Genomic DNA, 12,058 nt, shown 5'->3' on the forward strand with positions numbered 1-12,058 from the left:
ATGTGGGCTGATTGCAACGGCGGTCACTCGTCAGCGAGCGGCTTACCGGCGGTTTCTTTCAGATACAGCGTGCTGATGAGCGTCAGCGCGGCGGTGAAAATCACCATATAACTGGGAATACTGGCGATGCCGGTCAGGCCGATCAGCCACGTCATTAATAACGGTGCCGACCCGCCAAAGATCACCGTTGAGAGGTTGAACCCGATGCTGTAGGCGCTGTAACGCACGTTGGTGGGGAACATTTCGGCCAGCGTCGCCTGAATCACACCTGCATGTCCTGCAAAGGCAAAGGCCAGCAAAATTGCCGCCATACAGGCCAGTGGGAACATGCCGAGCGTCAGCAGCCAGAAACAAGGCCACGCCAGCACCGCCATGGCGATAGCAGAGGTGACCAGCAGCGGCTTGCGTCCTAAACGATCTGACAGCCACGCCATCATCGGAATCGCGCCGATAATGGTGACCAATCCACACGCGGTAACCATCAAGCTTTGGATCTGCTGAAAGTGCATCACTTTATTCAGGTAAGTTGGCATGTAGACAAACAGGATGTAATAACCCGGGCCGTTCACCGCCGGCAGCGTGATCGCCAGCCCAATCGCTTTCAGATGGCGCTTAGAGGAAAGCACTTCACGTAGTGGATTGCGCACCACGCGCTTATTGGCTTTTACCATCTGAAAATGAGGCGTGTCCTCGATGCGGGTACGAATGTAGACGCCAATCATGGCCATCGGAATAGCTAGCAGGAACGGCACGCGCCACACCCAGGCGGTCATCGCCTCGCTGCCGAACACGTTAATCAATCCACTGATCAGCAAGCTACCGAACAGCAAAGCGATAAATGAACCCATCACCAACGGCGACATCACGACCGCGCGGCGATGATCTTCTGCATATTCTGCTACAAACGACCCAGCGCCCGAGACTTCACCACCGGCTGAGAATCCCTGCACGATGCGCAGTAAAATCAGTAGCGCCGGTGCCGCCCAGCCGATGCTGGCGTAGCTGGGTAGCAAGCCAATTGCTGCTGTTGCCAGCGAGATCATCAGCAGTAAAATCGCCAGCAGCTTCTGGCGACCCATTTTGTCGCCGAGATAGCCGCAGATCACCCCGCCAAACGGTCGTACGAAGAAGCTCACCGTGAAGCCGAGGTAAGTCAGCATCAGGCCTGAGTCGGTAGTGCTCATGTCACTGGCGGAAAAAACGATGACCAGCGAACTGACTAACAGGCCGTAGATGCCGTAGTCGTACCACTCAACAAATGAACCGACGCCCCCCGCGAGAGAAGCGCGGCGCACGACGTTATTTTTGGTTGTTCCATCCTTCGGCAAAGCGTAATCCATTGTTACTGCATGTGATTTCGTCATTGGTTTGCCCTGAAAGTGTGTTTAAAACATCCCCGGAATTCGCTAAGCAAGCGGCTTATTGGTAATGACGCGTCACCTCTGCCGTCATTTCTGCTTCACGACGCGCCACTTCCTGCACCGCGGCTAGCACTGATTCGGCACGCCAGAATGGAATAATGATGATGCCGTCTTCATCGCCGACCACAATGTCACCGGCGCAGCACACCACGCCGCCAATCGCCACCGGTTCACCGATTACGCCAGGACCGTTTTTGAACGGGCCTGCAGGCGTGATACCGCGGCTGAACGTGGGTAAACCGGTAGACTCGATCACGCTGCGATCGCGTATTGCGCCGTCGATAACCTGCGCCACTGCGCCGGCATGCTGAAAACGCTGCGTCAGTTGCTCACCGACCAGCGCACGATCAATATGGCCCTGGCCGTTAATCATCATTACATCGCCAGGCTGGATATAATCCAGGGCGCGAATGACCGCAGCGTTATCACCAGCCGTGACCTGAACCGGAAAGGCAAAGCCAACAAACGCCGTGTTCGAGGAGACCGGAACAAGGCCGCCATCGCACATATTTAGCCTTTCCATTGCATCACCAATGTTGGCGACAGGAAATTCGGCAAAAGCCGCCAGCCATTTATTTTCCGGACGTTGCCATGATGTCGTAATACGCACTTCAGCCGTTTCAAGAGCCATTGTTGGTCACCTTTTAAAATGAAAAATCATTATCAAGTGAGAAACTTTTATCACTTTAAAAACTGGATGCGCAACGTATTTTTTACACGAATATGACAGATGAGAGGTTTTAAATTAACGAAGGGATGGAGGATTTGCTCGGCGGAATTACAAATAAACGCATGATTAATAACGATAGTTTTAGTAATGCATTGATTACCTGCCGCTGGCACATTTCGACATCAAGCGAATTACCCGCAGATATATTTTTTTCTTATGTCAATTTCATGAAGCGCAGCACAAATTCAGTGCATTATTTATTAATTAGAGAGATGAGCGTCACGTATTAGTGCAGGGATTAATAAATCGTCATAAGCAAATAAATAATTCCTGAAGTTTTCAGCGGTTAATTATCTGCGGGTATTGTTAAATTGCACTGTTGCGGTGCGCTGAGAGAGATAACGGGTCGCCATGAATGGCGACCCTACGAATGACTATGTCGGTTTTGCTGGATTATCTCACCTTCATCACATCAACTTACCCTGAAAAATCGGCACCGATTCGAACAGATAGCCGTCGAAGTCGGGCGCATCGGCATCGGATAACTCCAGCAGCGTGTTCTTGACGTTTTCCAGGTGCTGCCACATCGCCTGCCAGGAACCCATCACATCACGACGTCGCAGCGCCGCCAGAATGGTTTGATGATCGCCCAACCACTTCAGGCGATATGCGCGGGTTTCATATTGCGGTCGTAGTTGCTGCCACAGCGGGCTGGCTTCGTGATGACGCCAGACGCTGGTGACCGTGTCGAGCAGCATCTGATTTTGCGTCGCACCCGCCAGCAGCAAATGAAATAACTTATCGTTGTCCTGACTGCTGTCATTGAGGGCGATGGCGCGCTGCTCCTGCTCCAGCGTACGGCGCAGGTTTTCAATATCGGCTTTGGTGGCCATTTTAGCGGCGAAGGCCGCGATGTTGCTCTCCAGCAACTGACGTGCCTGTAACATCTCAAACGGGCCGACATCGCTGCGGAAAAATGCCTCTTCCGCGTCTTCGCTTGCTGAAGGAATCCGCATCACGTAAACGCCGGAGCTCTGGCGGATATCCACCGTGCCTTCCAGCTCCAGCATCAGCAACGCTTCACGCACGATGGTGCGGCTCACGCCCCAGGTTTCGGCCAACTGGCGCTCTGGCGGCAGTCGTGAGCCTACCGGATAATTGCCATCAAGGATTTGCTGACGCAGATGCTGACCAATTTCCTGATACTGCTTTTTCTCTTGTGGCGCTTCGGCTTTTTCCACGCTCTCACCCTTTTGTATCATGGTGCAACAGGTCCGACCGCGTCCTCTGCGAGCCGGAACCTTACTGCTATCTGGGCGCTAGTGTACCAAAGCCAGCGCCTGATCGAGTACCTTTGCACCATTCAACGTGCCGTAAGCCACGCTATCAATGACCGCAATCGGCAGCTGATAGCTGTCGGTCAGCTTTTTATTCTCCTCCAGCTTAAAGCGTACCTGCGGCCCCAGCAGAACCACCACCACGTCCTGACCGTAATTTTGTAACTCTTCACGTAAGTTTTGTTCGGGGATGGCGTAGATTTGATACTCAAGCCCGCGTGCTACCGCTTCTTTTTCGATGCGGGTCACTAACAGCGACGTCGACATGCCTGCCGCGCAGGCCAGAATAATGCGTTTCATAGGTCGTCCTTATTTGGCTTCATCGTCAATGTTGAGGGTCAATTGCTGAGTGTCACGCAACTGACGGAACCAGTGCGCCGATTTTTTCATCCGCCGCTGACGCTGGTTGTCGAGGTCAATCTCGATCAGTCCGTAGCGGTTTTTGAAAGCGTTCATTGGCGATACGTTGTCAGTGAATGCCCACAGCATATAGCCCTGACAGTTACTGCCCGCTTCACGCGCGCGCACAGCCTGGTAAAGATGTTCAGCAATAAAGTTGATGCGGTAGTCGTCCTGAATTTCTCCCTGCGCATCTTTGAATTGCGCTTCGTTCTCGATGCCCATACCGCTCTCTGCCACGAACCACGGTAAATTGCCGTACTCGTCTTTCATGCGCTGCGCCATGTCAAAGACGATGCGCGGCTGAATCTCCCAGCCGCGTGAACTGTTCATGCGGCGGCCCGGCAACTCAAAATGTTCGTAGTAAAAGGCGGGATGAAATGGCGTCTCCGGATGCCAGGCGCGTGACGGCGCTTTTACGCGATGCGGATAGTAAAGATTTAGCCCCACTTCATCGACGGTATTCGCCGCAATGATTGCCAGCTCATCCTCAGTGACGTCCCACTGCACGTCATGTTTAGCCAGCAGCTGCAGTAATTCAGCCGGATAGACACCTTTGATCGCCGGATCGAGAAATACCCGGTTGTAGAACAGATCGTAGCGTTGCGCGGCTTTAACATCGTGCGCGGCCGACGAGCGCGGATAAGTCACTTCCGGATTAAGAATGGTGCCAATCGTGCCGGCGTAACCTTGCTGGCGGAACAGTTTGACCACCTTCGCCGTGGCGAGATTTTTATGGTGATTCCACTGCATCCATTTATGGGTGTCCTGCTCATACGGCCAGCGTAGCGCATCAAGATAGACGCGCGTCTGCACCACAATCGGCTCGTTGAAGACAAACCAGCGCGTCACTTTTCCGGCGTAGCGGGCAAACACCTTTTCGACATAGCGGATAAACAATTCCACCACATGCTTTGACTGCCAGCCGCCATACTCCTCCAGCAGCTGCAATGGCAGTTCGTAATGTTCGAGGCACAACATCAGTTCAATGCCTTGCCGCTGCATCTCATCAATCAACTGGTCGTAATAGGCCGCGTACTCTTCATCAACCACCGCATTCTCATAATCGGTGAGAAAACGTGACCAGTTGATAGAGGTGCGATAATGCGTTAGCCCTGCTGCTTTCATTAATGCCACGTCTTCGTGGAAACGGTTGATAAAATCCGTCGCCACTGCGGGTCCGTAACCGTTATGCCAGACATGACGATCCTGCTGATACCAGGCATCCAGATAAGAATCCTGCCCGACTTTTTTGCCACTCCAGCCTTCGGTTTGCCAGGCCGACGCCGCCGCACCGAGAATGAAGCCCTCCGGTAAGGTAATGGTGTGCTTACTCATCTCTCCTCCTTATTGTTGTGCCAGTTCGGCCTGCAGATTTTTCGCTTCCGCCGCTTCGGCGCGACGCGCAGCCACTTTGACAAAAGGCAGATAAATCAATACAGAAACCACGATGCAGATAATTTGTGTCACCACCGCGCCCATCGAGCCCGCGGTTGACAGCCACGCATTAATGATCGGCGGCGTGGTCCAGGGAACCATCACGACCGCTTTACCGGCAAAACCCATCACCGTGGCGAAATAGCCAATCGAACCGGTTACCAGCGGCGTGATGATGAAAGGAATGGCGAGAATGGGGTTGAGCATGATCGGCATACCAAAAATCACCGGCTCATTAATGTTGAATATTCCGGGTCCGAACGACAGTTTGGCGATTTCCCGCATCTCTTTACGTTTGGTGGCAATCATCACCGCCGTTAACAAACCAATCGTCAGGCCGGAACCGCCAATGCTCATGTACACATCCCAGAACGGCATGGTGATGATGTTTGGTGCTTCCTTGCCCTGCTCGAAGGCGTTCATGTTAACCAGAATCGCCCCCAACAGCAGCGGCTCGCGAATCGGTTTCACCATCTGGTTGCCGTGAATACCAATCACCCAAAACAGTTGGGCAACAAACATCAGCAGCAGAATGCCCCACAGGCTTTGCACCACCGATTCCAGCGGTTGCTGCACCACTTTGTACACCGCGTCGTACAGGTACATGCCGGTAATTTGATGGAAGATAAAGCCAAAAGTGGCGACCAGCGTGACGGTGATGATTGAGGGAATCAGCGCCGAAAATGATGCGGCAACGTTTGGCGGCACGGTATCCGGCATTTTGATTTTCAGCCGTTCAACCTGCTCCAGTCGGCAGTAAATCTCCACCGACAGAATGGCGATAAACATGCCGAGAAAGAGACTTTTGGTATCCGAAAACTGTTTTGCCAAAACATCGGTGACCACATGCATCTGCCCGTCCACCAGCATTTGCAGCGTGGTGGGCGTCACAGAGATAAAACAGATGATCGCCAGTAGACCGGGGAACAGGGTTTTTATGCCATTGATGCGCCCGAGTTCGATACCAATCAGGAACACTGCGCCAATATTCAGAAAGCTCAGCGTGGCGTAGTTAATGCTACTGGTAATCGGTTTTAAATCGGCGAGAAACGACAGTGACGCGAAACTGGCGAGGCCATTTTTCGGATCCAGCACCATGTTAGAAATCAGCACCGAAAACGCGCCAACAATGATTACCGGCATCAAGGTAATAAATGAGGCTTTGATCGCCATGATATAGCGGTAGCTGTTGAATCGCGTGGCAAAGCTACCCAGTGAATCGATAAGACGTTCCTGTAGAGACATTGGTCAACCCTCAGCGGTTTTAGGTGTTATGCATCTGCTTGATGGTTCGTGGCATACCAAAATGACGATTATCGCCATTAATTTCTGTGATCATGCTCGCGGAACTCCCTTTTGGTATTCCGGTAGCATCGATAACGTCAATTTGGCATACCAATAAGTGAGGCGGATATGGATTTTGAACAAACGATGATGGAGTTGCTGATCAATGCCGGTGAGGCACGATCGCAAGCAATGATGGCGATCCAGCAAGCCCGCAAAGGTGACTGGCAAGGGGCGGATGACGCGTTAGGGGCGTCAGATGAGGCTGCAAAAGCGGCACATAAAATCCAGACCGCGTTGATTGGCGAAGATGAAGGCAGCGGCAAAGTGCCGGTTACGCTGATTTTGGTGCATGCGCAGGATCATTTGATGACCGCGATGCTGTGCCGCGATCTGGCTGGCGAGTTGGTGCTGTTACGCAAGGCGTTGCACGCTAAATGATGGCTTAGAAAATGGGATGCGCTGCTGACATGCTGCTTCGCTAACATGCGCTTGAAATGGAGGTTAAGCCGGAGTTGAAGCTGGAAGGTCGCCTTTTTATGGCGTAATGCCGATCAGTTAAGCGCCGTACTCATCACCGCACATTTCGTAGCGGCGCGATTTATCGCGCAATGCATTGCGCCGCTACACTGTGTGCACTCGGTAATGAGGGGGGTTTCATCTCATAAATGACGAGCATTACGCCATTTATGGCGACCGTATTAAACCCAATGCCGCATTCGCGCCCCAACTAAAATCAGGAATTGTTCGGTGGCGTGGCGTCGGTTTCGCTAAACGCTGGCTTCTGGCGTGTCACAGAGTAAACCACGTTTTTCGGGCTGTTCGGATCGGTGGTGACATCCACAGCTGCGATAGTCACTTTGCCAAAACCAAATAGCGTCTGTACATAACCACCAATCTGGTGTTTACCTGGCGCGACACGAATTTCTCGTTTCTCACCCTTCTTCAGCAGGCCCGCATCCTGACCATCCACCGTCACGTAGACGGAAGAACCGTCATCGGTACGCGTGACCAGATGTGAAACGTTGATCACCGTTGGGCCCGTCTCAAACGGAGAAGGTGAATCGTTGTTATCGATAGGCGCGCCAGTGGCAGGCTGAGCGGCTGAAGAATCTGCAGTTGCAGTGCTGTCAGGAGAGGTACCCGTAACGGCGGCAAGGCGTGCGCAGCCAGTAAGCATAATTGTTGCCATCAAAGTGGCCAAAGTAAAACGCGATAACATCGTGACGAAAACCCCTGCTAAATGAGAAGCGTTCATTTTAACGCGCCTTGCAGAGTGATGACAGTCACACAAATACAGTATTTTCCGAAAACCGGCGAAGATTTGTCTGGGTGCTAAGCGTGTCGCACGGAATGCGAATTGAAACGGCGGCCATAAAGGCCGCCGAGGGAGATTACCAACTGTAATTCACTGACGCGACGATGGTACGACCGCTGCCGTAGAAACAGGCGCTCTCGTTACTGCACGAAGCCACGTAGTGCTTATCCGCGATATTGTTGACGTTAAATTGCAGCGTGGTGCCGCGCAGTGAACTCACCGCGTTGCCCAGTTCATATTTCGCCATCGCGTCATACAGCGTGTAATGCGGCACTTTGTCGGTGCCGGTTTCGTCCGCCGGTGTGGTGCCGGTGTAACGCACGCCGCTGCCCAGCGTAAAGCCGCTCAGCATGCCATCGAGGAAGGTATAACTGCCCCACGCTGACGCCGCATGACGCGGAATGCTGGACGGTGAATGGCCGATGCGATCGGTGATGCTGCTCTCTTTGGTTACGGCATCCGTGTAGGTATACGCAGCCAACAGTTTGATTTCTGGGGTAATCTGCGCATGCGCTTCGGTTTCAATCCCTTTCGAACGCACTTTACCGATCTGCTCGTTGTAACCGGTTTGACTGTTGTAGGCGGTAATGTTTTTCTGCGTTATATCAAACGCCGATACGGTGAATACCGCATCCCAACCCAGCGGCTGATACTTAACACCCACTTCGGTCTGTTCACCGGTGGTCGGTTTGAACGGATCGGTGCCCGGCGCGCCGCTGCTCAGGTTAGGTTCAAAGGAGGTGCTGTAACTGACGTACGGCGAAATGCCGTTATCGAACGCATACAGCAGACCGGCGCGGCCGGTGAATTTATTGTCATTCTGCTGGGTTTCGCTGTCGTCGGTGCGATCCTGGGTGCGAATTTCGCTCCAGTCCTGACGACCCGACAGCAGCAGGTTCCATTGATTCCACTCCAGCTGATCCTGCAGATAAACGCCCACCTGATCGAGCTTTTTACGCGTGCTGGTGGTCAACGTCAGATCGCTCTCGTTGATGCTGATACGCGTCGGATTGGCCCAGTCGAGGATGTATTGATCGCCGCTGTCGCGCCACAGCTGGTTATCCACGTCGCTCCACTTGTAATCCAGGCCGCCGAGCACGGTATGCGCGATGTTGCCGGTGTCAAACGTGGCTTTTAGCTGGTTATCGAGGCCCAACTCTTTCGACTTGATTTTGTCGTGTTGCGGACGGCGGTTGATCGAGTGATCGTTATCCGCATCAAAGGTATACACCAGATATTTGTACGATTCGTCCATATTGCTGTAGCGCAGATTCTGCGTAAAGCTGACGTTGTCGCTTAAATTGTGCTCGAAGATATAGCCAATCGACGTCTGTTCGCGCTTGGCTTGGTTAAAGCTCGGATCGCTGACGTTGAAATCGTAAGGAATGAAGCCTTGGCTGCTCTCTTTCAGCGTACCGCTGGCCGGCAGGAAGTTACGGTATCCCGCTTTCGGCTCGTTTTGGTACAGGGTCAGCAGCGTAAAGCTGGTGTCGGCGTTCGGCAGCCAGGTAATCGCTGGCGCAATCGCCATGCGCTGCTGTTTGTTGTCCTTAACGAACTCATGTTTGGTGCTGGCAATCCCATTCAGACGGTAAAACAGCGTGTTGTCATCGTTCAGCTTGCCGCCGAAATCAAACGCCGCTTCACCCAAATGCTGGTTGCCCGTGCTGAGCTGCACTTTGTGAATGCTCTGCGCGGTAGGACGCTTACTGGTCATGGCAACAATGCCACCCGGATTGACCTGCCCGTACAGCACTGAAGCTGGGCCGTGGATCATCTCTACGCGTTCCAGCAACCAGGGATCGATCTGCCCCGCCGCACCCGCCTGACCAGATAAGCCATAGCTCAAACCATCCAGGAATTTCGGCGCATAGCGGAAACCGCGCGCAATGATTTCATCGTTACGATTGGAGTTACCGCGATAGTTGGTGAGCACGCCGCTGGTGTAGCTCAATGCATCCGCCACCGATGCCGCAGCTTGATCGTCCATCTGTTCGCGCGTAATCACCGAAATGGATTGCGGGGTTTTGCGCAGCGGCGTAGCGATTTTGGTGCCGGCCGCGCTCTCTTTCGCCACATAACCCTGCAGCGGCGAGGTCACGCTTTCACGCGTGTCGGCGTTGACGGTAAGGGTCTCTTCAGCGGCCACGCTGAAAGCGGCCGGCGCCATCAGCAATGTTGAGGCCAGAGAAAGAGTCAGAGGATTGAATCTGAAGTGACGTGCCACAGCAGGTATTGCTGAATTTCTTGCTTTAACGGACATAGTTGCCATCTCTATTTCAAACTGCCTTGTCGATGAAATAATCCGTGCATTCGCCCTTGCCAAACGTCAATGGCTGTAACGGATTGAAATATTACTTTCTTGCGTTATTAACGGTCCTAATCTCCCTGCGTGACATCCTTCACAAAATAATCCACTGAAAATCCGAAGGTTTATTAGGTGCGAAAAATCATATTGCAAATGTAAATCGTTATCAATAGCATTTGCATTAGCTTTGATTAAGTAAAGACAGTGAACAAAATGTGGAGATGGGTTGCAGAATGTTTCTAACAAGCGCAGACAAAACGACACAAACGTGGATGCCTGCTGGCACTGTGGCGCAGTGGTTGCAACAGGACGATGTGGGTAGCGAAGGCTGGTGGCAGCGGCTGTTTGCGGTCGGTACGCCGCTGATTGAGCGTGATGAAGCCGGTCAAACACGCATGCACTTCTTCTGGCGCGATCCCGAAGGGCATTCCGCACTTTCTTCCACCCAACGGGTTTATGTCGATATTAACGGCGTCACCGATCACCACAGCCAAGCGCCAGAAAGTCTGGTGCGCGTGGGCGACAGTAATGTCTGGCATTGGTCAACCGCCATTGAGTCTGACTGGCGCGGCAGTTACAGCCTAATCCCCGCCACCGCGCAGCAGTTACCGCCGCTCTTTTGTGGCGATGATGTCGCCTGTCGCGCCCTGCAGCGCAAGTGGTGGATCTCGCTGATGCCGCTGGCAATTCCCGACAAATTCAATCCCACGCCGCCGTTTCTCAGCAGCCGCCGTTTTGCCCTGAGCAACGCGCACATGCCGGATGCGCCGGATCAATCTGCCTGGCGCGCCCTGGATGCTGGCATGGCGGAAACCTGGCCGGATACGCTGCAAACCCTGCAATGGCACAGCGCGTTGCTCAACGTGACGCGCAACGTCTGGCTTTACAGCACCGGCAACACGGCTCGGCCTGAACAGCGTCCGCTGGCAATTCTGCTCGACGGGCAAAACTGGGTGTACGGCCAACCGATTTTCAGCGCGCTGGATCAGGTCACCGCCGATGGCGAATTGCCGCCCGCCTGTTGGCTGTTTATCGATGTTATCGACAGCCAGCATCGCGAAGCTGAATTGCCGTGCAATGAAACCTTCTGGCAAGCGGTGCAGCAGGAACTGTTACCGCTGGCACGTCAACACGCGGCATTCAGCAGCGATGCCGACCGCACGCTGGTAGCCGGGCAAAGCTACGGCGGGCTCGCCGCGCTTTATGCCGGTTTGCACTGGCCGCAGCGTTTTGGCCGCATCCTCACGCAATCGGGCTCCTTCTGGTGGCCCAATCTGCAATACATCCGCGACTACGCCAATCGTCAGCAGCACGCGCCCGGTTTGCTACTGGAGCGGCTGCAACAGGGCGACTTACCGCCGGGCAAGCTGAAGATTTTCCAGGAAGTGGGCAATCGCGAGGCGGACATGGTGTACGTCAACCAGCAGATCGTCCCGGCGCTGCAGGCCGCAGGCCATGAAGTCCATTTTCGCCGCTACGCCGGAGGGCACGATGCGTTGTGCTGGCGCGGCGGTCTGATCGACGGTTGCCGCTGGCTACTGGCCGATTTTCTCTCCCCTACATCAACCTCTGAAGGTAAACACCATGTCTGAACAACAAAATCCGTTTGATAACGACGATCTCGATTTTCTGGTGCTGCTTAATGCGCGTCAGCAGTACAGCTTGTGGCCCGCTTTTGCCCCGGTTCCGGCTGGTTGGCACAACGTGGCGGGACCGCTGACGCGTAGCGCCGCCATTACGTTTATCGAAGCAAACTGGCACGACATGCGGCCAGCGACGCAACAGACGTCGTCTACCGCAGCTTAATTTTCTTTTTCGTTTTCTTTCAATAATTTATTCCCAAAATCATTCACGCTGCAGCCAACGCGGCTGCAGCGTGCAGGA

At 53.6% G+C, this 12,058-nt stretch carries 11 protein-coding genes; 3 read left to right on the forward strand and 8 right to left on the reverse strand.

Annotated elements, in window-relative coordinates:
- Window positions 1-23 precede the first annotated feature (23 nt).
- From AC6I8K_RS21655 to AC6I8K_RS21680, 6 genes are all read right to left on the reverse strand, one after another.
- Window positions 24-1,364: an MFS transporter gene (locus AC6I8K_RS21655; RefSeq protein WP_064739858.1), complete on the reverse strand. Its 1,341-nt coding sequence runs from the start codon at window positions 1,362-1,364 to the stop codon at window positions 24-26.
- A gap of 55 nt (window positions 1,365-1,419) precedes the next feature.
- A complete protein-coding gene (locus AC6I8K_RS21660; RefSeq protein ID WP_483818283.1) occupies window positions 1,420-2,052 on the reverse strand; it encodes an RraA family protein in 633 nt (210 codons plus the stop codon).
- Window positions 2,053-2,558: 506 nt separating this feature from the next.
- A complete protein-coding gene (locus AC6I8K_RS21665) occupies window positions 2,559-3,332 on the reverse strand; it encodes an FCD domain-containing protein (RefSeq protein ID WP_064739856.1) in 774 nt (257 codons plus the stop codon).
- Window positions 3,333-3,410: 78 nt separating this feature from the next.
- Window positions 3,411-3,728, reverse strand: a complete 318-nt coding sequence (locus AC6I8K_RS21670) for a PTS sugar transporter subunit IIB (RefSeq protein WP_064739855.1) — start codon at window positions 3,726-3,728, stop codon at window positions 3,411-3,413.
- Window positions 3,729-3,737: 9 nt separating this feature from the next.
- The gene (locus AC6I8K_RS21675; RefSeq protein ID WP_497827568.1) at window positions 3,738-5,165 is read right to left on the reverse strand and encodes a glycoside hydrolase family 1 protein; all 1,428 of its coding nucleotides are present in this window, start codon (window positions 5,163-5,165) and stop codon (window positions 3,738-3,740) included.
- A gap of 9 nt (window positions 5,166-5,174) precedes the next feature.
- Window positions 5,175-6,509: a PTS sugar transporter subunit IIC gene (locus tag AC6I8K_RS21680; protein WP_064739853.1), complete on the reverse strand. Its 1,335-nt coding sequence runs from the start codon at window positions 6,507-6,509 to the stop codon at window positions 5,175-5,177.
- 168 nt (window positions 6,510-6,677) lie between these two features.
- Between AC6I8K_RS21680 and AC6I8K_RS21685 the strand changes: the two genes are divergently transcribed.
- Window positions 6,678-6,989, forward strand: coding sequence for a PTS lactose/cellobiose transporter subunit IIA (locus AC6I8K_RS21685; RefSeq protein ID WP_497827569.1), 312 nt, complete (start codon window positions 6,678-6,680; stop codon window positions 6,987-6,989).
- A gap of 295 nt (window positions 6,990-7,284) precedes the next feature.
- On the opposite strand, the gene AC6I8K_RS21690 is transcribed toward AC6I8K_RS21685, so the two are convergent.
- Window positions 7,285-7,770: a hypothetical protein gene (locus AC6I8K_RS21690; protein ID WP_483818497.1), complete on the reverse strand. Its 486-nt coding sequence runs from the start codon at window positions 7,768-7,770 to the stop codon at window positions 7,285-7,287.
- Between the two features lie 172 nt (window positions 7,771-7,942).
- A complete protein-coding gene (locus AC6I8K_RS21695) occupies window positions 7,943-10,129 on the reverse strand; it encodes a TonB-dependent siderophore receptor (protein ID WP_497827570.1) in 2,187 nt (728 codons plus the stop codon).
- A gap of 278 nt (window positions 10,130-10,407) precedes the next feature.
- On the opposite strand from AC6I8K_RS21695, the gene fes reads away from it, so the two are divergent.
- Together fes and AC6I8K_RS21705 are read left to right on the forward strand one after the other, a co-directional pair.
- Entirely contained in the window at window positions 10,408-11,766 is a 1,359-nt protein-coding gene (gene fes, locus AC6I8K_RS21700; protein ID WP_497827571.1) for an enterochelin esterase, read from the forward strand.
- Window positions 11,759-11,980, forward strand: a complete 222-nt coding sequence (locus AC6I8K_RS21705; RefSeq protein WP_064739849.1) for an MbtH family protein — start codon at window positions 11,759-11,761, stop codon at window positions 11,978-11,980. Before fes ends, AC6I8K_RS21705 begins: the two co-directional genes overlap by 8 nt.
- Window positions 11,981-12,058 lie beyond the last annotated feature (78 nt).

The organism is Pantoea sp. X-Soil-ISGK-421, from assembly GCF_059730785.1.

Excerpts from the sequence above, each read along its gene's own strand:
- AC6I8K_RS21705 (WP_064739849.1), top strand. The coding sequence starts at position 11,759 with ATGTCTGAACAACAAAATCCGTTTGATAACGACGATCTCGATTTTCTG.
- fes (WP_497827571.1), top strand. The coding sequence starts at position 10,408 with ATGTTTCTAACAAGCGCAGACAAAACGACACAAACGTGGATGCCTGCT.
- AC6I8K_RS21655 (WP_064739858.1), bottom strand. The coding sequence starts at position 1,364 with ATGACGAAATCACATGCAGTAACAATGGATTACGCTTTGCCGAAGGAT.
- AC6I8K_RS21675 (WP_497827568.1), bottom strand. The coding sequence starts at position 5,165 with ATGAGTAAGCACACCATTACCTTACCGGAGGGCTTCATTCTCGGTGCG.
- AC6I8K_RS21695 (WP_497827570.1), bottom strand. The coding sequence starts at position 10,129 with ATGTCCGTTAAAGCAAGAAATTCAGCAATACCTGCTGTGGCACGTCAC.
- AC6I8K_RS21660 (WP_483818283.1), bottom strand. The coding sequence starts at position 2,052 with ATGGCTCTTGAAACGGCTGAAGTGCGTATTACGACATCATGGCAACGT.
- AC6I8K_RS21670 (WP_064739855.1), bottom strand. The coding sequence starts at position 3,728 with ATGAAACGCATTATTCTGGCCTGCGCGGCAGGCATGTCGACGTCGCTG.
- AC6I8K_RS21680 (WP_064739853.1), bottom strand. The coding sequence starts at position 6,509 with ATGTCTCTACAGGAACGTCTTATCGATTCACTGGGTAGCTTTGCCACG.
- AC6I8K_RS21685 (WP_497827569.1), top strand. The coding sequence starts at position 6,678 with ATGGATTTTGAACAAACGATGATGGAGTTGCTGATCAATGCCGGTGAG.
- AC6I8K_RS21690 (WP_483818497.1), bottom strand. The coding sequence starts at position 7,770 with ATGTTATCGCGTTTTACTTTGGCCACTTTGATGGCAACAATTATGCTT.